Here is a 26202-nt window from a genome sequence, read left to right as displayed (position 1 = left end):
TCAAATTCAAATCTAAATCATCAATAATAGTTTTTGCTTATTGCATAGTTTTAGTTCGTTAGAGCCAATGGTCTATTAACTATCTTCTATCCGAAGGATGCTTATTCATCGTTACCCAATACTGCATAGGCTATATTTCGTTTCTTGGATATTTCAACTGATTGAGCTAACGATAATTTTTCATCATGTTGCGAAAAATCAAACATGAATTTTCCTGGTAAATCAACAATTCCATGGTGAGTTAATGGTGGACCGGAGCGTTCGCCAGTACGCATTCTTACACTCAGAACACCAGCATCGGGTAAATGACAGATTCGAATAATTTGACTGAATAGTTCTTCGTGCTTCAGGAAAGATTTATCTTTATAACTCTTGGAATCAATACTAGCGAATCCTAATTCAAAGCTATACTCGCCCGGCTGTAATTTTAAAGTAATCATTTGTTTGCAGCGAATAAGCGTCCCTGCTTTGAAATGTTCAGAAGAAACATCGACATTGTGTTCTAAAGAACCTTTACCATGAACAATGATGCCTTTATCATTTCGAATGACAATACCCCCCAGAGGAATAGCTATAGCCTGTAATAAAAGAAATTCGTAATAAAAAACTGCTACGTCACCTTGAGAAAATCGGGTACACGGATTCCCCAACTTATCACATAAAACATATCGTGTGCATTTGGCCATATGATTGGTAACTTGCTTTAGTTGAGAAGCATCCATAAATATAGAATTGTCATCCCAAATATCTGTTTTATTAGAATGAGCCTCTTGTATGCGCTGCTCTGGAACTATTTGCTTTGTCGAAGATTCTTGCACTGCTTGCCACCCGGGTTGATGCAATAAATAATAATGTTTTGTAGTCTCGACAGCATTACCAATAAAAAATGGTTTACCATTTTCCAATAAAATTGCTCGCTCACAGTGCTGTTCTATTTCATTCATCGAATGGGACACTAATAAAATGACGGTACCCGATTCTTTTAATTTTTCTAAATGAGCATAACATTTCTGACGGAAAAATATGTCGCCCACAGCGAGTGCTTCATCAATAATAACGATATCCGCATTAACATGGGCTTGAACTGCGAAAGCCAGCCGCACAAACATTCCGCTCGAATATGTTTTTACAGGTTGATTAATGAAATCACCAATATCAGCAAATTCGACAATCTGCTCATACCGTTGCTGAATTTCTGTTTGATTGAGTCCTAATATATATCCATTAAGAAAGATATTCTCTTTTCCTGTGAATTCTGGATTAAAGCCGCTGCCTAACTCCAAGAGCGCCGCGAGTCGACCTTTAGCGATAACACTTCCACTTGTTGGGGTTAAAATCCCCGCAATAATTTGCAATAAGGTGCTTTTTCCGCTGCCATTACGACCAATGATTCCGAGGGTTTCCCCCTTACGCACTTGAACCGATACATTTTGTAATGCCCAGAATTCTTGGTAGTAAGTAGGTTTTTTATTTTTAACAATACCTAAAGATGCGCCTGTTTGACAGAGCCGAGACATTAGAGCCTGCTTCAATCTATCTTGAGGTTTTGAGTAAGATTCATAGCGCTTGCTAACGTTAGCAACATCTATAACAATTTCAGAAGTCACGGGTATATACTCAATGTATTATGATTTCTTATTATTTGAGGATCGTGACAATTACCATTCATGGTTGCAAAGTAATAAATCATTTTAAGTACAATCCGCAAATCCTTTTCCCCACTTTAAAACCCAATCTGCCTCGGGTTCAACCATCCCTTAAAATAATATAAAGTTCATTAAGAATCAATAAAATCAAAAGGTAATTGCAATTACGCTCATCGAAAGATTGACTTCTTAAATTCAATAAGAGACTCTATTGCGGCTTTACAAATAAACTGGCAAAAAAATAAAACAAAAGTTTTAAATGGGATGCTGAAAATAGTTTAAGTGAGTGAGGTCTTTATGCGGCGTGCTTTGATCACAGGGATTAATGGCCAAGATGGTTTTTTTCTCAAAGAGTTGTTGTTAAAAAAAGGATATCAAGTATTTGGCTTTGCTCGTAAAACATCTCAGGCAAGCTCAGAGATACCCGAGCCATTAAGCAACGTACAGATGATCTATGGGGATATTTCCAATGAAGCGGATATTTCTGCTGCAGTTGACGTTTCAAGCCCCGATGAGATTTACCATCTCGCATCCCAATCACGCCCTGGCCAATCCTGGACCCAAGTACATCAAACCTTGAATGCGAATGGCATGGGAACGATTCATCTCTTGGAAGCTTTGCGTCGATTATGCCCCGAAGCACGATGCTACCATGCATCATCTTCAGACATGTTTGGACACACTAAAACATCCCCTCAAAATGAAGAAACACCTTTTAATCCAAGCAATCCTTATGCTGCTTCCAAAGTATTTAGCCATCAGATGATGCGTATCTATCGCGAAAGCTATGGGTTATTTATTGTTAATGGTATTTTGTTCAATCACGAAAGCGAGCGTCGCCCTCTTCATTTTCTTACCCAAAAGATAGCTTATGGTGCGGCCTGTGCTAAGCTCGGGATTAATAAGTCACCCGATGTGAACGAACGAGGCCTTGCACTGGTATCACAAGGTAAATTAGCGCTGGGTAATTTAAACATTGCACGTGATTGGGGTTATGCACCCGATTTTGTGCATGCAATGTGGCTTATGCTGCAGCAAGATAAACCCGAGGATTTTGTGATTGGTACAGGAAAATTACACACTTTAGCTGAAGTATGTGCTATCGCATACCAACATGTGGGTAAAGAATGGCAAGCACATGTAATCAGCGATCCAGCCCTGATTCGACCTTTAGAAACGTCACAGACGGTTGCAGATGCCTCCAAAGCACGACGGGTTTTAAATTGGGAGCCAAGAGTAAATATCCAAGATATGATTCAAAAAATGGTAGATGTACAAGTCGCGAGATTATTGAGAGTTATCTCACAATAGAAATGACTAAGAAAAGACAATGTTTTAGTGTAGGGAGATGAATAATCAGATTTTTAACATCACCCAATGAATTAGCAGAAATTATTGTTGATGCATGGCAAAGCGTCTTCTTTAAGTTCAAATAATCAGTGAAAAGCTGCTTGGATAATGCGAAATTTATCAATATGCCCCGTGACAATTAATGTTTAGTTAGGATTCTTGTCTTAACTTGGGGATCTGCTATAGAAAAAATTCTATCAAAATAGATAATTTCGGGACTATCTGAGATATTTGTTCAACTCATTGGTATAGTTTTTAGATTAAAGATGGCATAAGCAGCAACTCTGGAATCGGCTTCATTTAAACGTGTGGCATTGCCATTTGTCGTAATGGTAATTTCAGTTAGGGATGCAGGAGGGATATCAAGTATTTGATCATAGACCGCCCTCTTTCCGTTTGTAGGGTGATCAATAATAATTTTATGTTCAATATCCTTTCCTTTCAGATAAACGACCAATTGTTGCGCACCATGAAGATCATACTCAAAATATAATCTTGTATTTTTCATTTCTAAAAATACATCCAGAGGTTTTAGTTGGAAGATAATTTTATCCTTAACCCAATACCACCAATTTCTCTCATTCTTCTCTTGAGGATATGCATTATTAACGTGAATAATTTTTAGCTCAACTATAGGGGGTATGGAATGGGGTTGAACTTCAGGATTTAATCGCTCCAACAAAGCATCTACAAACCCATACCCGAATGCATTAATATTGTAATCCACCATTTGTAATACAATTAAATCGCTCTTCATAACATCATCTAAGATATCGCCTTGGATCTGTTTTTCGGTCAATGACGGAAAATCGTTAAAAGAGAAACTGCGTTCTGGTTTATGAACTGTCCGGGTTTTAAAGTAGCGTGAAAAAATTAAATCATCATAAGCTTTTGAACGATCCAGTGCAGATATGATTTGGTCCATAAAACTATCGCCTACAAGAAGGATTTTTGGTAGATACTTTGCAGGAAATTTCGCTGATGGTTGAGGGTATGGACTGAGTTTTGCCAAATTAACATTAGAAAATACATTCAACAGCCATAAACCATCCAAATCAACCAGTTCTGGTTTTTTATAAATCGGATTACCGCACTCAAGCTTAGGAATATCTGTGAGTGTCTTCTCGGCATTATAAAATAACTGCTGAGCAACCATGCATCCAGCATAATAGTTCCAATGAAATCCTGTATTAGCATGAGTTTCAATAGCTTTCTTTCGATAAAATTTGCGCAAAAACGGTGCAGAATCTATAACATTCACTCCTTGCTTCTTCAACTCATAACCAAGACTCGCTATTTTTCGAAATAGATTTTTATCTGTAGAAACCAATAATCTTTTGCCTAGCCCTTGGGGATGAACATAAGCTTTGGAGCTACTAATAACAACGACAAAATGCTTATTATTGGCTGCTAGCAATTGTTGAAGTTCCTGAATTCTTTTAGCAAATTCATTATAAGACTTGGTTAAATTCTTACGATAAGTATATTCATAATTTAATTGGTCAATCGACATTTTGCTGTATAGTCCATGTTCTTTGGTCGAATAAAGATTTAGGCGTGGCATCTCTGAAAAAAGACGAAAGGAAATTTCATTAAAACCGCGAATCAGAACCGTTCTAAATCCCGCTTTCTCATCAAATACGTTTTCCCAATATTTTTGCCATTTCCTATCAAACCAACTCGTAACCAAACTACTGGGTTTTTCCAAATTCTTTTCCACATAACCATACAACGGTTTTTCATAAAATACATGAAAAACTGATTGAAGGAGTGGCAGACATAACAACACTACGATGATAATTGAAAATATCCGAGTAAATTCCTTTTCTTTGCTGTTCATGTTTAAAACCTAAAATAAAGAAAAGGAGTATAATCTGAACTAAACATCCCCATAGTTGCCAATGCTAACAAAACCACAGTCGCAGCAAATAGAAATGATTGCTCCCTAATACCCTGAATCACCATAGTATCGCTCCAGGCACTATGCCACCATGTGGGCAAACGTAATGTAATTCCAGGAACTTTAAAAAATACGATAATAGAACCAAGAAGTAATAAAAATAAATCACGATTGCCAATCAATAAACCCCAGGGGTGGTGATTGAATTTCAACGTAGTAATGCCCAACATCACTTTTATAAAACCAAGAGCATAGGCAAATGTTGGTGATCTAAAAAGTACCCAACCAAATAAAACAATGACCATGGTCATAGCAAAACGCAACAAATCGGGAAAATAATCCTTTAGTTTGGGATAGAGCTCTGAACAATATTTTTCCAAGCACAGGAAAAAACCATAATAGGCCCCCCATGCTATAAAAGTCCAATTGGCTCCGTGCCAAAAACCAGAAATCAGAAAAACAATCCATAAATTAATAAAGGATCTGAATTTAGAAGTTCGATTACCCCCAAGAGGAATGTACAAATACAAACGCATCCAGTTGGATAAACTGATATGCCATCGTCGCCAAAATTCGCTGATACTTTTAGATAAATAAGGTTGATTAAAATTTTCGGGGAAACGAAAACCCATCATGGCACCTAAACCAATCGCCATATCAGAGTATCCAGAAAAATCAAAATAAATTTGCAGCATATAAGAAAATGCTCCTGCCCACGCCGCGCCCAAAGACAATTCATGTAAAGGGAGAGAAAAAACACGGTCAGCAACGAAACCTAATTGATCAGCAATTAATATTTTTTTAGAAAATCCGACACAAAAACGAAAAAATCCCACTAAAAACAATGAACTCGGATATGTTCTTTTTTGGATTTGGTTACCTATATCATGGTATCGAATAATTGGTCCTGCAATCAGCTGAGGGAATAAAAAAATATACAGAGCGCAATCGTAAAAATTTCTCGGAGGCGTAGCCCTTCCCTTAAAACTATCTACCAAATAACTGATTTTATGGAATGTGATAAAAGAAATTCCTAATAATAAAGGCCCAGTGCCTAGAGGCAGCTCTCCCTGATATAATTTCAATGGATAAAAAATATCCTTGAGTATAAACGTAGTATATTTGAATGCAATCAATATGATTACATTGAGAACAATCCCCAAACATAAAAGTACTTTTTTTCTTGCAAGTGATAGAGATGACGTTTCCGATATCGCTTTTGATATAAGATAATCAAAATAAACAAAAGCTAGCAAAAGAAACACATACACAGGCTCCCCCCAGGAAAAAAAAACAATACTTCCTATCAGGGCAAATAAATTGCGCCATTCACCATAAGCTGGACATAAATAATATAGAGAGATAAAAATAGGTAAAAAGAAAAATAAAAATATTGGGGTGGTAAACAACATAATAACATCCCTTTAATAGTCTTAAATAAAATGATGTAAAATAAGTTTTCCACCTGGAAACCTAGTGGGCATCACTCCTTATTCCCATCGAATCAACACAAGTTTTTCCTTAGTGCAATGTCTTGTTCTTCATGTGCTCAGTAACACTAAAATACTAGTGTAAGATGTTGATTCGGCTATTTATCCTTAACTCGACATCCTTTCTTCGTTAAATCTAAAGCAAAGCAGTTAGCGCTTCAGCTAATTACTGCATTCCACCTATAGTTTTTTAATTCTCATTTGGCAACAAATTTACATCTTCAACGCATTGTGTAGCGCAATACATTAGAAATGTTTTTTCTTGGTTAAAGAAAGACAAATAGTAAAACAGTTTTCTAGCTTTTTGTCTTGGAGGACATAGTTTCCTTATTTAGACTCGAGTTGTACAGCGAGTTAAGTTTATTTAAGTCCCTTTAACTTATGCTTGCAAATTCTAATGTACTTGATTTTTTTATGCAATTTAAAATTTTTAAAGAAGAAACGTCTCTGAGTCCATCGACAATTTAGTAAAATTAAATTACATTAACGAGCAAGCTAAATTTACCATTTAGTAAAAGAACAAAGGCATGTCATCAAAAATACAGGGGAAGTTTATGCAGTTAATACCTATAATTCTTTGTGGTGGTGCAGGTTCGCGCCTTTGGCCAGTTTCTCGAGAATTACATCCTAAGCCTTTTATCCGAATACATGATGGGCAAAGCCTATTACAGAAAGCTTTTTTACGTGCATCCTTATTACCCGAAGTCAAAGAGGTAATGACAGTAACTCATCGTGAATTATTTTTTAAGATAGAAGACGAATATCGGGCGATTAATAAAAACGCCGTTTCAACTTCTTTTATTCTAGAACCCTTTGGACGGAATACAGCGGCCGCGATTGCTATTGCAGCTTTGCAAATTAACAAAATATACGGTGAAAATATTTTAATGCTGGTCCTGGCGGCAGACCATTTAATTCATGATCAAGATGCTTTTCAAAATGCGGTAGCACAAGCCAGGGAATTGGCGATGCAAGGTCAATTAGTCACTTTTGGTATTCAACCTGATGCGCCAAGCACTGCTTATGGTTATATCGAAGCAGAAGGTTCCCAAGTACTTCGTTTCATTGAAAAACCTTCATTCGAGAAGGCGCAAACTTATTTGGCAACGAATCGATTTCTATGGAATTCCGGCATGTTTCTTTTTACTGTAGAGAGCGTGCTGCATCTAATGGAAAAATATTGCCCCGCTATTTTATCTGCAGCCAAACATTGTATCGATCAATCCAGTCATGCAGAAGGAAAAGGATTTAGCCAACTTGAACTGGATGCAGCGAGTTTTAATTTAGTACCCGATATTTCAATTGACTATGCTTTGATGGAGAAATCGTCAGAAATCGCAGTAGTTCCCTGTGATATCAACTGGACAGATGTAGGTTCATGGGCCACATTAGGTGATCTGGTGGAAGCAGATAATCAAGGGAACCGAATTGAAGGCGAAGCTTTTTTGCATGACGTCGCTAATTGTTATATTCAAAGTGATGAGCGTCTTGTAGGTGCGGTTGGCGTTGAGAATCTCGTTATCATTGATACTCCTGATGCATTGTTGGTGGCTGATAAATCCCGCACACAGGATGTGAAACACATTTACACACAACTTAAAATGCAAGGGCATGACGCACATAAGCTCCATCGTACTGTTCATCGACCATGGGGTACGTACACGGTGTTGGAAGAAAGCCATCGTTTCAAAATTAAACGTATTGAAGTAAAACCAGGAGCCAGTCTAAGCCTGCAAATGCATCATCACCGCAGCGAACATTGGGTAGTGGTAAGTGGTATGGCCAAGGTAGTAAATGGTGAGCAGACTTTTTTTGTCAATACCAACGAATCTACTTACATTCCAGCAGGTCATCAACATCGTTTAGAAAATCCAGGCGTGATTGATTTGGTAATGATTGAAATACAAAGCGGTGAATATCTAGGTGAAGATGATATTGTTCGCTTTCACGATAATTATGGACGTGCTTAAAATTATTAAAGGCAATGGAATATAACTTTACTTTAAGAAAAGTATTTCGTAAGGGAAAAAATGAAAAAAGCATTAATTACTGGAATTACAGGGCAAGATGGAACCTACTTGGCAGAGCTTTTACTTCGTAAAGGCTATGAAGTTCATGGAATTAAACGTCGTTCCTCTTTATTTAATACCGATAGAATTGATCATCTCTATCAAGATGTTCATCAAGAAGATCGAAGATTTATTTTGCATCATGGGGATCTCACGGATTCTACGAATTTAATTCGCATTATTCAGGAGATTCAGCCAGATGAAATTTATAATCTTGCTGCAATGAGTCATGTTGCAGTCAGTTTTGAAACTCCAGAATACACAGCTAATGCGGATGGGATTGGCACATTAAGAATCCTGGAAGCCATTCGTTTGCTTAAACTGAATGGCAAAACTCGTTTCTATCAAGCATCTACATCAGAACTTTATGGTTTAGTGCAAGAAGTGCCACAAAAAGAAAGCACACCATTTTATCCGCGCAGCCCCTATGCTGTTGCCAAGCTTTATTCTTATTGGATCACTGTTAATTACCGGGAAGCCTATGGTATCTATGCGTGTAATGGAATTTTATTTAATCATGAAAGTCCAATCCGCGGCGAAACTTTTGTAACCCGCAAAATTACACGAGCTCTGGCAAGAATTAAGCTGGGTTTACAAAAATGCCTCTATTTAGGAAACTTGGATGCAATGCGGGATTGGGGGCATGCGCGGGATTATGTAGAAATGCAATGGCTCATGCTACAACAGGAACAACCGGAAGATTTCGTAATAGCTACGGGCCAACAATTTAGTGTCAGAGAATTTGTAGAAGCAGCTGCACAAGTTGTCAATATTAACATTACTTGGCATGGTGAAGGCGATAAAGAGATTGGTTGTGATCAAAATGGTAACAAGATTGTATGCGTGGACCCGCGTTATTTCCGTCCTTCTGAAGTAGATAATTTATTAGGGGATGCAACTAAAGCAAGAGAAAAATTAGGCTGGATTCCCAAAACCAGCTTCCAATCATTGGTTTCTGAAATGATGCTAGAAGATCTCAAAATAGCGCAACGAGATGAGTTAGTAAAACAACATGGATTTGCAGCTTATGATTATCACGAATAAAGATACGACGATAAATACTTCATCAAAAATTTATGTTGCTGGTCACCACGGTATGGTGGGATCAGCTATTGTTCGACAATTGCAAGCGAAAGGATATAAAAATCTACTTCTTCGTAGCCGTGCTGAACTGGATCTTACAAATCAAGCAGATGTCATGGCATTTTTTAATCAAGAAAAACCAGATTATGTTTTTTTAGCAGCTGCGAAAGTCGGTGGAATTCATGCCAATAATTATTATCGTGCTGAATTTATTTATCAAAATTTAATGATACAAACCAATGTAATTCATGCTGCCTGGCAGGCTGGCGTTAAGCGATTATTGTTTTTGGGATCCAGTTGCATTTATCCACGAGATTGTCCTCAACCGATTTGCGAAGACTATTTATTAACAGATTCCTTAGAGCAAACAAATGAACCTTATGCCATAGCTAAAATTGCCGGGATAAAACTCTGTGAAAGTTATAACCGCCAGTATGGGACGCAATATGTATGTACCATGCCAACGAACCTCTATGGTCCCAATGATAATTATGATTTGCATAATAGCCATGTGCTACCCGCACTGATCCGCAAAACACATGAAGCGAAATTGCGACACGATGAACATCTTTTGATTTGGGGTACAGGTAGGTCTAAACGAGAATTCCTTTATGTAGATGATATGGCCGATGCTTGTGTATTTCTTATGGAGCATCCTGCCGCTCAAGGCATCTTTAATATTGGTAGTGGAATGGATGTGAGTATACATATGTTAGCTGAACTCATCATGGATGTGATTGGGTATACTGGAACTATCGCATTTGATCCAGAGAAACCTGATGGCACGCCACGGAAACTATTAAATATCGATCGTATGAAAGAACTTGGCTGGGTTGCTCGGACTTCTTTACGCGAAGGAATTGTAAAAACTTACCATGATTTTTTGAGCAATAAAAAGTATCAATCATGCCACAACACAATTCCCGCGTAAATTTTTCGATAGTAGGCTCTGTTTACATTTCGCTAGTGACCAAGATAGTAGAAATGTAACAGAGCCTAAAATAATTATTTGAAAATTAGGCTCCATTAAAAAGGAGCGCCTCTATACCTATGAATTAAAAATAAAGGAAGTGTATTTGATTGTAGCGAATATACATTGACGCTCTTTTAAGCTTATATAATGGAAGATTATTTCAGCTACAATACATCTGCAAAACCATCCTTTGTTTTCTGAAATCCAAGAAATCCTATATAGGCAACACACATACTCATTACAAAAAAGACACTTAGAGTAGTCCATTGGGGAAATGTTCCAAAAATAACAAGACCTCGAGCTTGTTCAATTATGAAAGTCAATGGATTGAGGAGTAAAATTTTTTGAAACATCTCAGGTAACATACTGATTGAATAGAAAACAGGCGAAAGATACATCACAATTTGTAAAAGAAAAGCCATCAGATGAGCAATATCTCTTATATATACCCCTGCCGAACAAAGAAACCAACTCAGACCCAAAGTAAAGAAGATTAAAGGGAGAAACAAAAAAGGAAGTAACAAAATCGTTATGTTAATTTTTCCTAGTAAAAAGAAAGAAAATGCTACTAATATTAACGTATTAATCATTGCATGAAATAGAGTTGTTCCAATGATCACCCATGGAAAAACTTCAATAGGAAAAACCACTTTTTTTACAAAATTAGCATTACTAACGATCATAATAGGTGAGCGATTCATACATTCAGAAAAAAAATTCAAAATGATTAAACCCACATAGATCAGTAATGAATACATTAGATTATTAGTGACACCTGGCCATTGGATACGCATAAAAACACTAAACACAAGCGTATAAAGACCTAGCATCAGTAAAGGGGCGAGTATTAGCCACAATACTCCTGCAAAAGAACCACGATATCTCATTAAGATATCTCGCTTAATGAGTTGGAAAATAAGGTTATGGTGACGCCATAACATTAAAAACATCTGTGCAGGATGATTTTTTGATAAATACCGACCCATTTCATTCCCTAACAAGTACACATCCAGATTGGAACTATACAACAGCATTCAATGAAAATACATACAACGCCTAAGTCATCGTACAAATAAAACATGTTAACTCGTTGTATACCATAATATTTATGAAAAACATCTCATTAAATATCTCAAATTAGCTTGTGCTATCTAAAGGGTATGTTTAAACTACTAAGTGCTGTTATGGTTAAGGATAAACATATTAGGGTTGCCACAGAGCACCAAGTTTAGAGAAATGATTCGTAGAATAGCTCACTCATTATTTAATGTAACACATATCAATTTGTTTTCAGTCGCTTTTAAAATGCTCGTGAACAGTAAACGCAAGTTTATTGGTATGGTAGTTGGCGCTACATTTTCTGCCTTCATTATCATGCAGCAACCGGCTATTTACCAAGGAGTAACTGATCGCATTGTAGCACCAATTCGGGCGATCACTGGAGTGGATTTATGGGTTATGACAGACAACTCATTTACATTTGCTGATCCTGTGCGTTTTGGGCCTATAGATGTCTATCGTGTTCGTAGTATTCCTGGAGTACTCTGGGCGAAACAAATATATCGATCCTGGCAAACGATGATTTATCCTAAAACTGCGAAAACTATAACATGGGAGCTAATTGGGGTAGATCCTGACACCCTACTTGGCTTACCTGACACTATGATTGCAGGCGACCGCTCCACAATCCACCGTGCCAATTCAATTATCATTGATGGTTATGCGTTAAAACAGTTTGAAAGACCGAATAAAAAATCCCTCCAACTTGGCGACAAATTGGTTGAAGGACGAAATAAGTGGATCATAACAGGGATTACAAAACCCCTACGTACTTATATGTACGAGCCTAAAGCTTATATGACGAGCAATCATATCCCCAATATTTCTAATAAGCCTTCTTTTATTTTAGTCAAACTAAAGCCTTCATCTAATCTCTATCAAGTTGCCTTTGCCATTCGCAATGCAACGGGACTTCTCCCATTAACCCCCTCTCAATTCATCGATCGCGCCAATAAATTTTTCCGAGAAAAAACACCTATTATTATTGCGTTCATTGCTATAGCCATTGTTGGGTTTATTATTGGACTTGTTATGATGTGGCAGATTTTTACTAATTTTGTTTTAACCCATCTTCATCAATTTGGCATGTTGAAAATGTTAGGAGTTTCCAGTTCATCATTAATTAACATGGTATTATTTCAAGCTTCTATTATCGGTGGATTGGGCTATACCCTTGGGCTAATATTAACAGCCCTATTTGGATTTATTTTTCATGATACTACTGTTGCATTCCATCTCACTTGGCAGATCATTTTATTAGGTGCATTAGGTTCAACAATAATCATTGTTTTTTCATCCTATTTTGCTATCTTAAAAGTCTTACGTTTGGATACGGTAGAATTATGTCGCGACTCAAATTAATGGATACCAGTGAATCTCCAGTCTTACATTGTATGGGTATTGGCAAAACCTACCAAACGGGTACTACCACGATTTCTGTATTAGATAATTTTTCATTAGCACTTAATCCAGGCGAAATAGGCATGTTAATAGGTGCATCTGGATGCGGAAAAACAACGTTGCTCATGATCGCCGGAGGAATTCTCTCTCCTGATCAAGGAATTTGTTCGATATCAGGGAATGACCTTTATAAAATGTCACCGAAAAAAAAAGTTGCTTTTCGTGCCGCCCATATCAGCTTCCTTTTTCAACATCTTCATTTATTTCCGTCTTTGTCTGCTCTTGAAAATGTAGCGTTGCCGTTATTGATCGATGGGGAGTCACCTGAGAAAGCCCATCAGAAAGCAAAACAATTGATGATTCGTTTAGGATTGGAAATCCATATTCATTCCAAATTAGATACTCTGTCCGGGGGACAAAAACAAAGAATAGCGATGGGACGTGCATTAATTCGCGCACCCCATTTAATTCTTTGTGATGAACCCACCAGCAATTTAGATAGGGATAGCAGTGACTTGGTTTTTTCGCTAATACAGGAATACGCTCAAATGTATGGATGTACTTTTTTAATTTCTACTCATGATTATCGTATTATGTCACATGCGGATAAAATACTTGAGTTTAAGGGATTAAATGATTATCAAGTAACTTATCGAAAGGAAACAGTATGAAAAGAAAAATTATTGGTGGGAGTTTTCTGTTACTTTTGATCATTGGCTTATGCTCATCTTTTTTATTGAGTCGCAAAATGATAATCGCTCAAAATATATCTGTTCCAGTTGCTGCAATTGAAGAAATAATTGCCCCCGCGATTCTTGACTCTGGGAACGATATGACTCATGTTCCAAGCATTCAAAGTGGAATTGTAAAAAAAATCAATGTCACAGTAGGGCAGATGGTAAAAAAAGGAGAGATTTTATTCTCACTCGATGACACCATAGGACTACATAATGTAACCGTCAGTAAGATTGCGCTTCAACAAGCAGAAAATAATTTCATGATTCAAACAAAAAACTTAAAGCATGCCCAATCGCAATTAAAACGCTTAAAGAGTATTGATAAGCGTGCTCTTAATCCAGCTGAATTACGGGAAAAAGAATATGAAGTGAAAATGGGTAAAATTCAAATCAAACAATTACAGAACGGCTTAGATGCTGCAAAAGCGAATCTTAGAAATGCAAAATTAGCACTGAATCAATTTTACATTGCCTCGCCCAAAGATGGCATTGTTTTACAAATTAATGCGCATGTTGATGAATTTGTTGGAGCAGGAAGTCAAGTGATACTCTTAGGAGATGATCAAAAAGTGATTGTCCGAGTTTCTATAGAGGAGCGGGATGCGAAAAAATACTCCCCTGAAGCCTCCGTTTATTTAACTGGAGATAAACTAAAGATCCCTTTAACCTTTATTCAACTTGATCGCTACATTATCACTAATGATCGCCTCAACGCGCGAGTACAAGAAGCTTTATACTTTTTTGATCGAAAAGATTACCCTGATCTTGCTGCTGGTCGACAACTTGATGCCCATATTGCTGTTAAGAAAAAGACATGATCATCCCATGAAATATTATATTTCTTATTTTACATTAGTTGTTACTCTAATTCTGAATGGATGTTCCATAGGTCCAAAATATGTTCCGCCCAGCACTCCCCTGCCATCCAGCTGGGGTCACAAAGTACAACGTGCCAACTTGGTAAACAACGAAGAGGCGTGGTGGCGTAATTTTCACGATCCCTTATTAAACGATCTGATTGAACAACAAGCAGTCTATAGTTTAAATTTAAAAATGGCACAAGCAAGAGTAAATGTAGCAAGAGCCCAACACGCTGTAGCTGTAGCACAATTATTGCCATCATTAGGTCTTACTGCGTCCCCTCCTACTGGAACAGGATTTGATATCAATCAACTGATTGCGTTAAGTGGCTCTTTAAATCCCGATTTTTTTGGAAAACAGCGCCAAATGAACCAAATGGCTAAAGCAAATTTACAAGCTGAGCAAGCAGACCTGGATTTTGCCTTGATTAATTTATACTCCGAAATTGCCTCCTCCTACTTGGAGTTACGTGAAGCACAGACAAAAAATGCTGTATTGCTCCATAATATTTCAGGCAACAAACAAACACTGCAATTTATCAAGTCCCGCTATAAAGCAGGATATGCAAGTTACCTGAATATATCGCAACAAGATGGACTAATTGAAACGCAAGCAGCTGAATTAGAACAAAATAAAGCATACATTACCGCCCTACTGCACAAAATAGAGTTATTAACTGGAAATAATCCAGGTGTATTGGCAAAAAAATTATTACCACCTAAACCAATTCCTCAAATCACTCAAAATATTAATCTGCGAATTCCTGCTGAACTATTACGTCGACGGCCAGATATTAGAGCAGCGGAACGACGAGTAGCGGCTTCTCATGCTAATATTCGTGTTACCATGGCAAACTTATTGCCTCAAATCACAGTAGGATGGTTATTAGGATGGCAAACACAAACTATTGCAGGCAGTATTCTTACTGCACGTAATTTTTTCACAGTACAAAATCCCGAATCCAGATTCTTTGGAACTTTTGGAGCGCCCTTATTCAATGTTGGTTTATTCAATAGTATTGAATTACGAAAACGTGAAAAAGTTATTGCAGTCATCCAATATCAAATCGCTGTATTGCGTGCATTGCATGAGGTTGAAACTCAATATGATTATTTTCAGCATCATAAAAAAAGTCTCAGTCATCTCAAGCGTGCAGTGGAACAAAAACGTCTTGCTTTAAAACTGGCTCGAGCTGCTTATCATAAAGCCTCCTCTGATTTTAATACAGTGCTTCGTGCAGAAGAAGAATTGAATTCCATAGAGTTTGCTTACTTACAAAATATGGTTCGACTTCAAGTAACTCAAATTAATCTTTATAAGGCGTTAGGAGGAAATCTACCCTCCTCGAGAACAAAGGTCGTTGTACAAAAGAAGGCCATTAGTAGAGGATGATAAGAACTCTTAAATGATCAGTTAAATTCTTATTCAAACAGGCGTATAAATCAAGCATCAGATCATTGCTATGCCAATGCTCTGAAAATATAGTACAAAATGTAAACCTTTAGGAGAAGCAAAAAAATGCATCAACCAATAGATGCAGTATATACCTGGGTAAATTGTAATGATCCTCAATGGCTTGATGAATTTAACCAATACAAAAATATATCATCAAATTTATCAAGCTCCATTCACAAGGCTCGCTTCCGAGATTATGGAGAGCTATTTTATAGTCTATTAAGCCTAGAAAAGTTTGCACCTTGGATAGAAAAAATCTTTATTATAAAAAAACGCTATCAATTTCCTAAAATTGATGGATTATCCCAAATCATTAAAAAAAAAATTATTTGGATCGATGAAATCGATATTTGCCCTCCGGAAATACATATTGATCAATTTTCCCCAACATTTAATAGTCTTGCTATCGAAGCAAACTTACACAGAATTCCGGCACTTAATGAACAATTTATTTATTTTAATAATGATATGTTTCTTGGTCGGCTAGTGCCAGAACAATATTTCTTTGATAACAATCAAGCTCGATTCGCTGTAAGCACTAAAATCATACCCAATATTTTACCTAAGAGGATTATATCAGGTCATGATCGTCATTATTTTAATGCATATCAAATTTTTAAAAAAAAATATATGCCTCCCAAAAACTTAGGCTACTCTTTTTTTCAATTTCCAATACATCAATGTACTCCTTTATTTAAAAGCAGTTATCAACAAATGTGGGCAAACAATACAATCAAAGAAAAACTTTTGGCAACAAGTCAATCTCGTTTTAGAACTGATGACAACATACATGCTGTCTTTTTATCTTGCTTCATAAACTTGTATTTTAAAAAAGCTTATCTTATTCAAGAGAAAGATTATTTTTTTCGTCTAGATTGCCGCAATCTGGAGAACAGTCTAAATGCAATAAAAAAAGATAAGCCTACCAGATTCTGTATTAACGACGGTTTAGTTGTTAATAAGGAAAATTTAGATGTATTTAATCAGCTAATGCAGGATTTATACTTAAACTAAAAAATCTCTTTATTAAGCCTATAGAAAATTAACTATTTTTTACACGATACTTATAAGCAATTTATCTCATTGACAGGAGTGGAATAAAAGGCTATTTTAAACTTTCATTGTGATGATACTGTATGTTCAATCTGAGATATTCCTTAATAGTGGTGGATCGTTTTTAGATTGTTTCGTTAAATCAGAAATTGACTTTTAATAAGTAAGCTTTGTCTATTTTATAAAAATATGAATCTACTAAAATGAGAATAGCGTTTGTATCAACTTGTGACTATGCTACCCCTAGCGGTGTTAAAAATCATGTCTGCGACCTGGCGAATGAGTTAACAAATCAAGGAAACTCGGTTTATATTATCGGACCATCTTCGAAACCCTCCATAACCTCACGTATACCCAATTTTATTCAGATTACTTCTTTTCCTTCGGCAGCGAAAACAGGAAGATACATCCCCCCGCATATCTTACTCAGTCCAAAAGCAATCTCCTTTTTATATAAAGTTTTAAACTCCGAGAACTTTGATATAGTCCATATCCAAGAACCTTTAATACCGCCCTTGTGTATCAGTGCATTGTTCCACAAAAAAACGCCCTTATTTGCTACTTTTCATACATATTATGAAGAAGGACAACTGCTTTATCGGATGTTTCGTCCTATATTAAACACATGGTTAAACCGGCTACATGGACGAATCACTGTTTCCCAACCAGCAACAAAATATATCGAACAATATTTTCCTTATGATTATAAAATTATTCCTAATGGAGTTAACTTGGATAAGTTTTCTTCATCTGTCCCATCTATTCCCCTGTTAGATGATTCGGATTATATTAATTTATTATTTGTCGGCCATGCACAATATAAACGAAAAGGTTTGCGATATTTATTGGAAGCTTATCAACTTTTAAAAGTAAATTACCCTAAACTACGGCTGATAGTCACTGGAACAAGATGGACAGGAGCGTCTGTTCCCCATGAATTGAATCATTTTGATCTGCAAGACATTCTCTATTTAGGGACAGTGAGTGATGAAGAGTTAGTTGCCCTTTATCAAACCGCAGATATTTTTTGCGCTCCATCAATTGGTAATGAAAGTTTTGGTATTGTTCTAATTGAAGCAATGGCAGCGGGCATCCCTATTGTTACTACAAAGATTGAAGGTTATATGAGTGTTGTGCGTGATAATCATGACGCTTTGCTCGTTCCACCCAAAGACAGTAACGCATTAGTACAGGCCATAAAACGGCTTATCGACGATCCGGTTTTGCGTCAGAGGTTAATTCAACAGGCTAAAATAAGTGTACAGCGTTACTCCTGGAAAAATTTAGCAAAAGAAACCTTGGAATATTATAATGAACAATTAAGTCAATAATTAAAATGTCTTGATAATTTGTTCTTAAAACCTAATTCAAGGGCTCTCTTCTTAAACTGTCCATAAAAGCATCTACCTTTGTAAAATGATCTGCCCATGTGGGAAGGCTATAATGAGATAATCTTTTAAGCTGAGATACTCGTTGTGCGCTATTGTTGTCAGTATAGGCTTCAATCATTGCTAACCAGGATAACCCATCAAGTGGATCAAGATATTCTGGAATATCTGCAGCAATTTCTTTAAAAACAGGCAAATCACTGGCAATGACAGGTACTTTTAAAGATAAAGCTTCCGCTAAGGGTAGCCCATAACCCTCTGCAAAAGTTGGAAATAATAAAGCCTGCGCATGACTTAAATAATTCACTAACTCATTATCATCTACAAAACGTTCGATAACTAATTCTCGTAAAATTTCACATCGTTCTAAAAAGTCAACGATATTTTCCAACTCCCAACCTCTTTTGCCTATTATGACCAATCGAGGCGTTTTTTCCTTCATTCGTTCCGCCAAACGACGCCACACTTGGAGCAGCAGTAAATGATTTTTTCTCGGTTCAATAGTTCCCAGTATCACAAAATAAGGTTGAGCGAGCAGCTGTTTTGTCATCACTGCTGGAGAGTCAAACAAAGTATTACTCCCTAATAATACAACCTCAGTTGGAGGTAATTGTTTATGACTGGATGCGGTAAATGCGTGCAGTTCTTCTAACGTTGATCTCGAATTAGTCAGGATACCATGTGCAAACGTTACTACATGAGCAACCATCGCTAAAAACTTTTTAGGTCTTTTGGGGGGACAATATTCAGGATATTTCAAAGGAATTAAATCATGTACCATAAATAGATTCATAACTCCTGCTTGTTTGCTTATTTGAGGATAACCATCAAATCGGGTAGGCTCAATATTCAACAAAAAACTTCCCGCTAAATTTTGTTTGTTTTGTTGCCTCAAAACCGATTTAATCAACAATAATGCGATCCTGACCCGATAAAACTTTGATTTGGAATCTATCAAGTGCATTATCTGACGTGTAGCACAATGCGACAAAATAAAATTAAATCGCCAACGAACAAGTTTAAGCTGAAATACCCCTCGGACGTTTTTTTTATAATAGTGTAAATAGGAAATTATCACTCGATCGATTCCTGTTGGACGACGTCCTAAAATGACATGTAATAACAATCGAGACATTCCAAGCAATATTTGTTTCATTCTCCATTCCAAGCAATCGATTAAAAAGCGTAGATTTTTCCTTTTCCTCATTTCCCAATCTTCGGAAAAAATAACATCATACGATTTAAATTCCTTCCGCAAGAGAGGACTATAGGTTCTGAGGAAATGAAAACTCAGGAAACGTTGCCCAAGCTTTTCTCATAAATTCTATAGGTTTTATAGTGTGTTGCATTAATTAACTCAAGTCCTGCTTGCATGGCATGATTGTCTTCCAATATCCAGGACAACTCTCCCTGTTGATAGTTGAGCTGATTTATTTTTCGGAAGTATTCATAATAAAGCAGCCCTCCTATTGGAAGATGCTGATATTTTTGAAGTACACCCAATAATGGAACACGGCCTTGATTAATTATTTTTTTAACTTTGAATTGCCAAAGTAACTTTAAGAAATTGAAAGGAAATAATTTACCGTTTCTTGCATGAATTAATAACTGATTCAGATCTGGAAGTCCCACTGAAAATCCACATGGTTCTCCATCTACCTCAGCAATAAATATTAAATTAGGTAAAATTGAAGATTTTAACTCTGAAGCTAAATAATAAAATTCCTCGACATCTAAAGGTAAGTAACCCCAGTTTTTTGCCCAGGCATCATTATAAATTTTAACGATCAATTTTATTTCATTTTTAAAATCCTTCATATTGATTGTTCTGATTGTAATATGATATTTATCACATATTTTTTTTATGATCTGTATTTTTTTAGGGTCAAATGCAATCTCATCCATACCCACAGTCCATGCCTGAAGATCCTTTATTTTTTTATATCCTTCTTGTTCTACTAGATTTATATAGTACTCAGGATTTTGAGGCATCATAATATAGGGTTTCGTATCAAAAGCAGAAATTTGTAACCCGCATTCATAATTTATTGAAGGATTCATTGGTCCACGCATACCCTGCATGCCCTGTCCAACAACCCAACGTTCTGCGTGCTTAAAAAGAACACTCGCTACTTCATTCGAGTTTTCACATTCAAAAAAGCCCCAAAAAGCAATTTTTTCATCATGTATTTTGTGATGCAATCTATTAATGATAGCCGATATCCTACCAACAGCCTTATTTCTATGGTAAGCAACCCAATGATTAATTTCTGCCTCTTTATAAAATGGATTTTTTTTATCTAGGATACGTTTTGTAGTATGGTGTAATGGGGGAACCCAGTTCTCATTGTATTTATGTAGTTGAAAGGGGACGTGTAAAAAATCATTAAAGTGTTTCGATTTTTCGCATAAAACCACGTCAATTGACATAAAACCTCCATTTTAAAACGTTATCACTTCCATTTAAATGCAGGATTTGAGTATGCGTTCTTTACTTATTTTATGCAACCTGTTACTTGCATAAAAAAGCAGAAGTTGTAAGATCTCTTCAATCAGTATTGCTAAGTTTTTCAATTTAAAATTGTTCACATAGAATCTAAGTTTTTGAAAAGCATTATGCGATTTAGATTCGTTAATACAATTTAAATTTGATTATCTAAATAAGGATTTTTATGAATCAGCAAGTACAAAAACGTGTTTTACAGGTTATAGCAAAAGTTCTTATTCTTCCACCTGAAAATATACAGATAACTCAACCCCTGCATGAGATTTGTGACGACTCCCTGGATATGGTTAATTTAGTATTTACTTTAGAAGAAGAGTTTAACCTAGATATTGCAGATAAAGCAAAAGAAGCTAAAACCGTTTATGACATTATTGTGATCATTGATACTTTAATGCAACAAGCTACTGAGCACAGTGCTGTATGACCTAATCATGTCGTTATCACTGGCTTAGGGGGCTATTTCAGCGCTGAGAAATAATCATAAAGATTTCGGAAATCTCCTTTGCCATAGTGAATCAGGTATCTCGCCCATACAATAAAGTAGACTGCAGTGACATGCGCTTTGCACAATTTGCATTAATTTTGGCGCAAGAAGCAATAGAAGATGCAAAATATAGATCCTAATGCAATTGCAAATTGGGGGAGTAATGCTGTTCTTGTTTACGCCGTTATAGTTCCACTTGGCAAAAACAGCTATTTTAACAAATATTTACTTTTAGCTCCCATTCAACATATCATAGCTGTAACTACATTATCAAGGAACGAATTATATGATTTATAAAGGAATGTCACTCAAATTAAAACCTGCTTTTTTAAGTAGATTTGAATTATAACCGTGTTCGAATGAGAAAGTAGGAACTAGTATTTATCAACCAAGCAAAAATATACTAGATGTATGCAGTTTATAAAATGGATAAAACTCAATGCAAGATTTTATTTCTATCGTTGATGCTCTCCAAGGACATGTAAAAGAATATCCTGATTGTATCGCTATTAAATTTTTAACACAAAAAAATTATGAAACATTGACTTATAAGGAACTTGATCAACAAGCTCGTCGATTGGCTTATATATTGCAACAACATGAATCTTACTATGATGAGCGTGCTGTCATCCTGTTACCACCTGGATTAGATTACGTTGTTGCTTTTTTTGCTTGCCTTTACTCAGGAGTCATTGCTGTTCCAGTATATCCACCCAGAAGAAATCAGCATAAAAATCGTGTTTTTTCTATTCTTGAGGATTCACAAGCGAAATTTGTGATTACAAATCAAACTCTTGCCGCTGAGTTTATGGAATATACGGTTATAGACATTGATTCCACGCGCAAAGAAGTTGTTGAGAAATACCGCTCGTTTCCTGTTGAACAAAACAAAATTGCTTTTTTGCAGTATACCTCTGGATCGACAAACACACCCAAGGGTGTACTAATCAGTCATTTAAATCTGGTTGCAAATATTAAGGGGATACTCAGCTTTACCCCATCTAAAGAAACTGAGCGAGACAAAGTGTGTTCCTGGCTGCCTCCTTATCATGATATGGGTTTAATTGGATGTGTACTTACATCAATATATAAAAGATTTGAGCTTATCTTAATGCCGCCAGCTTACTTTTTACATTCACCCCTACGCTGGTTAGAAATTATTTCTCAAGAACGAATTACACTCACCTGTGTTCCTAATTTTGCTTTTGATTTCTGTGTAAAGAAAATTACCCCAGCTCAAATCAAGCAATTGGACCTAAGCTCTTTGCGTTGTATATACAATGGATCTGAACCAATTCAATTTGAATCAGTTCAGCAATTTATTAATACATTTGCTATCACAGGCCTATCGCCACAAACAATATACCCATGTTATGGTCTAGCTGAAGCTACATTAATGCTCACTGCAAAACAATATAATGCACCAGATATTTCATTAAAATTAATTAAATCGAATTTTGAATCAGGAACGATCTCCATTGCACCAGAGTCATTAAATCATTCTACTATGAATATAGTAAATTGTGGCCATTGCCTCTCAGATCATAATATTCGCATTGTTGACCCTCATACATTAAATGAATTGCCCGAAGGCAGTATAGGTGAAATATGGGCAAGTGGACCAAGCATAGCAAAAGGGTATTGGAATAAAGCGGACCTCTCTAAAGCCACTTTTGAAAACCAGTTACCTAATACTCCTGATCTATTCTATTTAAGAACCGGAGATCTTGGCTTCATCCACCAAGGAAATTTATACGTTACAGGACGAATCAAAGATTTAATTATTATTCATGGTAAAAATTATTATCCTCAAGATATTGAGCAAGCCATTACTCAGAATCAGGCGGCCTTTGAACCTCAAGGAGCAGCTGCTTTTGCTATAGAGGTGGATGAAAGACAAGAGTTAATTGTGGTCCAAGAGGTCAAACGTGTTGCACTAAATCGTGTTGAATTTGACTTATTATTTTCTGAAATTCGAGCCGTTCTTTTGGATCAATTTGGGTTAGTACCCTATTCTATCGTTTTAATAAAACCTTATACCCTTCCTAAAACTTCAAGTGGGAAAATCCAACGTTGGCTTACCCGTAAGTCATTCCTCGATAAAACTTTAAAAAATATCGCATTCTGGAAAAAAGAAGACCAAAATCCAACCGATGGCTTTTCTCTAACCTTATCAGTCAAGGAAGTTAAACAATGGTTAACCGATTGGTTAATGCGTCGCCTCAGCATGGTTTTGTCCGAACATGATTATGATAAATCAATTACTGCTTTAGGTATAAATTCTATTGCAGCAGTGGAATTATCCAATGATTTACAAACTAAAATAGGAAAACAGATTGAATTACTGCCTTTATTTGAACAATATACTTTAAATCAACTCATCGCTTTTTTGGCGGAAAACATTCCTGCTAAAGATTTAAAACAAATTAAAAACACACAGGTGATTCACTCTTTAGTAGATAAACAATTCATGCATAAATCATCAGTCAATGGTGAGTCATTTAGTCTTGTGGATTTTCCTGTATCGTTTGGATTAGGAAGTTTGATACAACATTCTGATACAAAGTTAGATAATCATTTTATTAATGATTTAAAAAAAATTTATTTCAATGTTAATGAAGGTATATCCAGCAATACAACTATAATCGATGGAAAACATTATATTAATTATTCGGGTTATAATTACTTAGGCTTATCTGGCGAACCTAGTGTTACTGAGGCGGTAATTGCTGCAGTAAAAAAACTGGGTACCTCTGTTTCTGCCAGTCGCCTGGTTTCGGGTGAAAAATCACTTCATGGAGAATTAGAAAAGGCAATCGCTGATTTAATCGGTACAGAAGATTGTCTCGTATTCCCTTCCGGATATTCAACCAACATCACTGTTATTACACATTTGTTTGGCAAAAATGATCTTATTATTCATGATGAGCTCTCACATAATAGTATTATTCAAGCTGCTGTGTTTTCTGAAGCTGAACGTATTGCCTTTCCACATAATAATCACCAATTCCTCATTGATTTTCTCGAAAAATATCGCGATCAATATAGAAAAGTATTAATTGTCACGGAAGGGATTTTTAGCATGGATGGAGATATTGCTGATGTTCCCGATCTTATTACCATTAAAAAGCAATTTAATACTTTTTTAATGATAGATGAAGCGCATTCGATTGGTGTATTAGGAGAAACCGGCAAAGGTATTCGTGAACATTATAATTTAGATTCCAAAGATGTCGATATTTGGATGGGAACACTAAGTAAAGCATTTGCAAGTTGTGGAGGTTACATAGCGGGCTCTCATGAATTAATTGAAAATCTTAGGTATACCGCAGCTGGTTTTGTTTATTCAGCGGGCATATCACCTGCAAATACTGCCGCTGCATTAGCAGCGATTGAAGTAATGAAGAAAGAACCTCAACGAGTAAGTATGCTGCGTGATAGGCATACGCTGTTATTGTCTTTATTAAAAGAGCAAAACATCCCCACAGGATTAAGCAATAGCACACCAATTATTCCAATTGTTGTCGGCGAAGACTCAGCAGCAATTCAACTGAGTCATTACTTAAAAGAAAATCACATTTTGGCTTTACCTATTATTTACCCTGCAGTAGAAAAAAACTTAGCAAGAGTAAGATTATTTATGAATTGTTTACATACAGAAGAACAACTCTATAAAACTGTAAGCTTATTGAGAAACTATGTATTTTTCAAAAATAAAGTTAGAAAAGAACACGATGCGAATAGCAAAGCCAACCCACTGAGTTTAGAAGAACAGTGTGTCTGAATTCATACACGGGTATTTTGTAGCCTGGGTGCAGCCCAGACTACAATTTAAATTTCCCCCTGATTGATCTTATATTATGAATAATAGGACATTAAGGATGTCGCTACAAAAAAAGCAATCAACGCATACAAAAAACCAAATATCATATCAATAACATAATGAAATCTTCCATAAATTGTACTAATTATCAATCCCATTCCAAAAGGTAAGATGTAGTAAAATAATGGGGTATGTAAATACCACGTTGTTAATAACACAGCAGAAGCAACGCCTGTATGGCCACTCGGGAATGCAGTGCCAGGGGTCGAGCCATCTTGTAATAATTTATGAGTAAGTCGAAAGAAAAAACCGCGACTACGATGATCTTTAATTTTCTCAAAAATGTTACGAGGCCCATAAGCTGGAATAATGCTATGGGTTAGGTAACATGAAAAAAGTAACAATAAGATAACAAATTGACACTCATAGAATGGTACAAATTCTTGTCTAAGATAAAAAAATAAAGGCACCCCATAAATCAGTATAAAAAAAGTTAAATAACATAAATGCAGGAACTCGGAAAGAAATAGTGAGTTTGCACGATTGTTATGATGAAAATTTAGTACCCAAGCAAAATATTTTTCCTCAAGATGTATGAGTTTTTCATCATAATAAATCTTATTAAATGCAGATGCTAATACCTCAGTTTCTCTATGCAACAAGGGTAAAAATAATAAAGGAGACCAATCATATAAGATTTTTAAAGAGTTTGAATGAATAGGCATAAAAAATGGAAACGCTTCCCATAATATAACGATGCAATTAATGGAAATAAAAGTAAGGCGTAACTTTTTTTTTCTAGGGTTAGACATCCCTAAAATAAAAGTCGAAATAATGAGATAAATAATAACCAATAAAGCTACTGTTAACATAAATTCAACCTAAGTGAATAATAATCCCAATTTCTAGTACTTTACTTATGAC

At 36.0% G+C, this 26202-nt stretch carries 20 protein-coding genes; 13 read left to right on the top strand and 7 right to left on the bottom strand.

Going from position 1 to position 26202, the window contains the following annotated elements; all coding sequences use genetic code 11:
- Positions 1 to 101: 101 nt before the first annotated feature.
- The gene (locus FOLKNPGA_RS06965) at positions 102 to 1517 is read right to left on the bottom strand and encodes an ABC transporter ATP-binding protein (protein ID WP_255466065.1); all 1416 of its coding nucleotides are present in this window, start codon (positions 1515 to 1517) and stop codon (positions 102 to 104) included.
- Positions 1518 to 1943: 426 nt separating this feature from the next.
- Between FOLKNPGA_RS06965 and FOLKNPGA_RS06960 the strand changes: the two genes are divergently transcribed.
- A complete protein-coding gene (locus tag FOLKNPGA_RS06960) occupies positions 1944 to 2957 on the top strand; it encodes a GDP-mannose 4,6-dehydratase (RefSeq protein WP_182352351.1) in 1014 nt (337 codons plus the stop codon).
- Between the two features lie 274 nt (positions 2958 to 3231).
- Here the strand turns inward: FOLKNPGA_RS06960 and FOLKNPGA_RS06955 are convergent, their stop codons facing one another.
- Both FOLKNPGA_RS06955 and FOLKNPGA_RS06950 read right to left on the bottom strand, forming a co-directional pair.
- The gene (locus FOLKNPGA_RS06955) at positions 3232 to 4836 is read right to left on the bottom strand and encodes a hypothetical protein (RefSeq protein ID WP_182352350.1); all 1605 of its coding nucleotides are present in this window, start codon (positions 4834 to 4836) and stop codon (positions 3232 to 3234) included.
- A gap of 2 nt (positions 4837 to 4838) precedes the next feature.
- Entirely contained in the window at positions 4839 to 6308 is a 1470-nt protein-coding gene (locus FOLKNPGA_RS06950; protein ID WP_182352349.1) for an MBOAT family protein, read from the bottom strand.
- A gap of 632 nt (positions 6309 to 6940) precedes the next feature.
- Between FOLKNPGA_RS06950 and FOLKNPGA_RS06945 the strand changes: the two genes are divergently transcribed.
- Genes FOLKNPGA_RS06945 through FOLKNPGA_RS06935 form a run of 3 tightly spaced genes read left to right on the top strand, consistent with a single transcriptional unit; the run spans position 6941 to position 10469 of the window.
- Positions 6941 to 8356: a mannose-1-phosphate guanylyltransferase/mannose-6-phosphate isomerase gene (locus FOLKNPGA_RS06945; protein WP_182352348.1), complete on the top strand. Its 1416-nt coding sequence runs from the start codon at positions 6941 to 6943 to the stop codon at positions 8354 to 8356.
- 60 nt (positions 8357 to 8416) lie between these two features.
- Entirely contained in the window at positions 8417 to 9499 is a 1083-nt protein-coding gene (gene gmd, locus FOLKNPGA_RS06940) for a GDP-mannose 4,6-dehydratase (protein ID WP_182352347.1), read from the top strand.
- The gene (locus FOLKNPGA_RS06935) at positions 9483 to 10469 is read left to right on the top strand and encodes a GDP-L-fucose synthase (RefSeq protein ID WP_182352346.1); all 987 of its coding nucleotides are present in this window, start codon (positions 9483 to 9485) and stop codon (positions 10467 to 10469) included. Before gmd ends, FOLKNPGA_RS06935 begins: the two co-directional genes overlap by 17 nt.
- Before the next feature lie 206 nt (positions 10470 to 10675).
- On the opposite strand, the gene FOLKNPGA_RS06930 is transcribed toward FOLKNPGA_RS06935, so the two are convergent.
- Positions 10676 to 11497 carry an ABC transporter permease gene (locus FOLKNPGA_RS06930; protein WP_232890812.1) on the bottom strand — a complete coding sequence of 274 codons (822 nt, stop codon included), beginning with the start codon at positions 11495 to 11497 and terminating at the stop codon, positions 10676 to 10678.
- Positions 11498 to 11747: 250 nt separating this feature from the next.
- Here FOLKNPGA_RS06930 and FOLKNPGA_RS06925 point away from each other — a divergent pair, with 250 nt between their 5' ends.
- From FOLKNPGA_RS06925 to FOLKNPGA_RS06900, 6 genes are all read left to right on the top strand, one after another.
- Complete coding sequence (locus tag FOLKNPGA_RS06925) at positions 11748 to 12932, top strand: ABC transporter permease (RefSeq protein ID WP_182352344.1); 1185 nt, start codon at positions 11748 to 11750, stop codon at positions 12930 to 12932.
- The gene (locus FOLKNPGA_RS06920) at positions 12914 to 13642 is read left to right on the top strand and encodes an ABC transporter ATP-binding protein (protein WP_182352343.1); all 729 of its coding nucleotides are present in this window, start codon (positions 12914 to 12916) and stop codon (positions 13640 to 13642) included. The genes FOLKNPGA_RS06925 and FOLKNPGA_RS06920 overlap by 19 nt, the downstream gene beginning before the upstream one ends.
- A complete protein-coding gene (locus FOLKNPGA_RS06915; RefSeq protein WP_182352342.1) occupies positions 13639 to 14526 on the top strand; it encodes an efflux RND transporter periplasmic adaptor subunit in 888 nt (295 codons plus the stop codon). The genes FOLKNPGA_RS06920 and FOLKNPGA_RS06915 overlap by 4 nt, the downstream gene beginning before the upstream one ends.
- Before the next feature lie 7 nt (positions 14527 to 14533).
- Positions 14534 to 15961, top strand: coding sequence for an efflux transporter outer membrane subunit (locus tag FOLKNPGA_RS06910; protein WP_182352341.1), 1428 nt, complete (start codon positions 14534 to 14536; stop codon positions 15959 to 15961).
- A gap of 126 nt (positions 15962 to 16087) precedes the next feature.
- On the top strand, positions 16088 to 17038 hold the full coding sequence (locus FOLKNPGA_RS06905) for a Stealth CR1 domain-containing protein (protein ID WP_182352790.1): 951 nt from the start codon (positions 16088 to 16090) through the stop codon (positions 17036 to 17038).
- Between the two features lie 242 nt (positions 17039 to 17280).
- Positions 17281 to 18408, top strand: coding sequence for a glycosyltransferase family 4 protein (locus FOLKNPGA_RS06900; RefSeq protein ID WP_182352340.1), 1128 nt, complete (start codon positions 17281 to 17283; stop codon positions 18406 to 18408).
- Positions 18409 to 18439: 31 nt separating this feature from the next.
- Here the strand turns inward: FOLKNPGA_RS06900 and FOLKNPGA_RS06895 are convergent, their stop codons facing one another.
- Both FOLKNPGA_RS06895 and FOLKNPGA_RS06890 read right to left on the bottom strand, forming a co-directional pair.
- Positions 18440 to 19621, bottom strand: coding sequence for a glycosyltransferase family 1 protein (locus tag FOLKNPGA_RS06895; RefSeq protein WP_182352339.1), 1182 nt, complete (start codon positions 19619 to 19621; stop codon positions 18440 to 18442).
- 134 nt (positions 19622 to 19755) lie between these two features.
- Positions 19756 to 20895 (bottom strand): N-acetyltransferase, encoded by a 1140-nt coding sequence (locus FOLKNPGA_RS06890; RefSeq protein WP_182352338.1) that lies wholly within the window; start codon positions 20893 to 20895, stop codon positions 19756 to 19758.
- A 242-nt stretch (positions 20896 to 21137) separates the two neighbouring features.
- On the opposite strand from FOLKNPGA_RS06890, the gene FOLKNPGA_RS06885 reads away from it, so the two are divergent.
- From FOLKNPGA_RS06885 to FOLKNPGA_RS06875, 3 genes are all read left to right on the top strand, one after another.
- On the top strand, positions 21138 to 21395 hold the full coding sequence (locus FOLKNPGA_RS06885; protein WP_182352337.1) for an acyl carrier protein: 258 nt from the start codon (positions 21138 to 21140) through the stop codon (positions 21393 to 21395).
- A gap of 180 nt (positions 21396 to 21575) precedes the next feature.
- Complete coding sequence (locus FOLKNPGA_RS06880) at positions 21576 to 21752, top strand: hypothetical protein (RefSeq protein ID WP_182352336.1); 177 nt, start codon at positions 21576 to 21578, stop codon at positions 21750 to 21752.
- 142 nt (positions 21753 to 21894) lie between these two features.
- Positions 21895 to 25239 (top strand): aminotransferase class I/II-fold pyridoxal phosphate-dependent enzyme, encoded by a 3345-nt coding sequence (locus FOLKNPGA_RS06875; RefSeq protein WP_182352335.1) that lies wholly within the window; start codon positions 21895 to 21897, stop codon positions 25237 to 25239.
- A 74-nt stretch (positions 25240 to 25313) separates the two neighbouring features.
- Here the strand turns inward: FOLKNPGA_RS06875 and FOLKNPGA_RS06870 are convergent, their stop codons facing one another.
- Positions 25314 to 26150 carry a phosphatase PAP2 family protein gene (locus FOLKNPGA_RS06870; protein WP_182352334.1) on the bottom strand — a complete coding sequence of 279 codons (837 nt, stop codon included), beginning with the start codon at positions 26148 to 26150 and terminating at the stop codon, positions 25314 to 25316.
- Between the last annotated feature and the right edge of the window lie 52 nt (positions 26151 to 26202).

Origin of the sequence: Legionella sp. PC1000, assembly GCF_014109805.1 — a bacterium.
GTDB classification, from domain to species: domain Bacteria; phylum Pseudomonadota; class Gammaproteobacteria; order Legionellales; family Legionellaceae; genus Legionella; species Legionella resiliens.
Note: the sequence above shows the minus strand (reverse complement) of the source record. Positions and strands in the feature narration are given on the sequence as shown.

Excerpts from the sequence above, each read along its gene's own strand:
- FOLKNPGA_RS06965 (WP_255466065.1), bottom strand. The coding sequence starts at position 1,517 with ATGTCTCGGCTCTGTCAAACAGGCGCATCTTTAGGTATTGTTAAAAAT.
- FOLKNPGA_RS06915 (WP_182352342.1), top strand. The coding sequence starts at position 13,639 with ATGAAAAGAAAAATTATTGGTGGGAGTTTTCTGTTACTTTTGATCATT.
- FOLKNPGA_RS06910 (WP_182352341.1), top strand. The coding sequence starts at position 14,534 with ATGAAATATTATATTTCTTATTTTACATTAGTTGTTACTCTAATTCTG.
- FOLKNPGA_RS06885 (WP_182352337.1), top strand. The coding sequence starts at position 21,138 with ATGAATCAGCAAGTACAAAAACGTGTTTTACAGGTTATAGCAAAAGTT.
- FOLKNPGA_RS06925 (WP_182352344.1), top strand. The coding sequence starts at position 11,748 with ATGATTCGTAGAATAGCTCACTCATTATTTAATGTAACACATATCAAT.
- FOLKNPGA_RS06930 (WP_232890812.1), bottom strand. The coding sequence starts at position 11,497 with ATGGGTCGGTATTTATCAAAAAATCATCCTGCACAGATGTTTTTAATG.
- FOLKNPGA_RS06870 (WP_182352334.1), bottom strand. The coding sequence starts at position 26,150 with ATGTTAACAGTAGCTTTATTGGTTATTATTTATCTCATTATTTCGACT.
- FOLKNPGA_RS06960 (WP_182352351.1), top strand. The coding sequence starts at position 1,944 with ATGCGGCGTGCTTTGATCACAGGGATTAATGGCCAAGATGGTTTTTTT.
- FOLKNPGA_RS06890 (WP_182352338.1), bottom strand. The coding sequence starts at position 20,895 with ATGTCAATTGACGTGGTTTTATGCGAAAAATCGAAACACTTTAATGAT.
- FOLKNPGA_RS06905 (WP_182352790.1), top strand. The coding sequence starts at position 16,088 with ATGCATCAACCAATAGATGCAGTATATACCTGGGTAAATTGTAATGAT.
- FOLKNPGA_RS06880 (WP_182352336.1), top strand. The coding sequence starts at position 21,576 with ATGCAAAATATAGATCCTAATGCAATTGCAAATTGGGGGAGTAATGCT.
- FOLKNPGA_RS06955 (WP_182352350.1), bottom strand. The coding sequence starts at position 4,836 with ATGAACAGCAAAGAAAAGGAATTTACTCGGATATTTTCAATTATCATC.
- FOLKNPGA_RS06895 (WP_182352339.1), bottom strand. The coding sequence starts at position 19,621 with ATGAAACAAATATTGCTTGGAATGTCTCGATTGTTATTACATGTCATT.
- FOLKNPGA_RS06945 (WP_182352348.1), top strand. The coding sequence starts at position 6,941 with ATGCAGTTAATACCTATAATTCTTTGTGGTGGTGCAGGTTCGCGCCTT.
- FOLKNPGA_RS06920 (WP_182352343.1), top strand. The coding sequence starts at position 12,914 with ATGTCGCGACTCAAATTAATGGATACCAGTGAATCTCCAGTCTTACAT.
- FOLKNPGA_RS06875 (WP_182352335.1), top strand. The coding sequence starts at position 21,895 with ATGCAAGATTTTATTTCTATCGTTGATGCTCTCCAAGGACATGTAAAA.
- FOLKNPGA_RS06900 (WP_182352340.1), top strand. The coding sequence starts at position 17,281 with ATGAGAATAGCGTTTGTATCAACTTGTGACTATGCTACCCCTAGCGGT.
- FOLKNPGA_RS06935 (WP_182352346.1), top strand. The coding sequence starts at position 9,483 with ATGATTATCACGAATAAAGATACGACGATAAATACTTCATCAAAAATT.
- gmd (WP_182352347.1), top strand. The coding sequence starts at position 8,417 with ATGAAAAAAGCATTAATTACTGGAATTACAGGGCAAGATGGAACCTAC.
- FOLKNPGA_RS06950 (WP_182352349.1), bottom strand. The coding sequence starts at position 6,308 with ATGTTGTTTACCACCCCAATATTTTTATTTTTCTTTTTACCTATTTTT.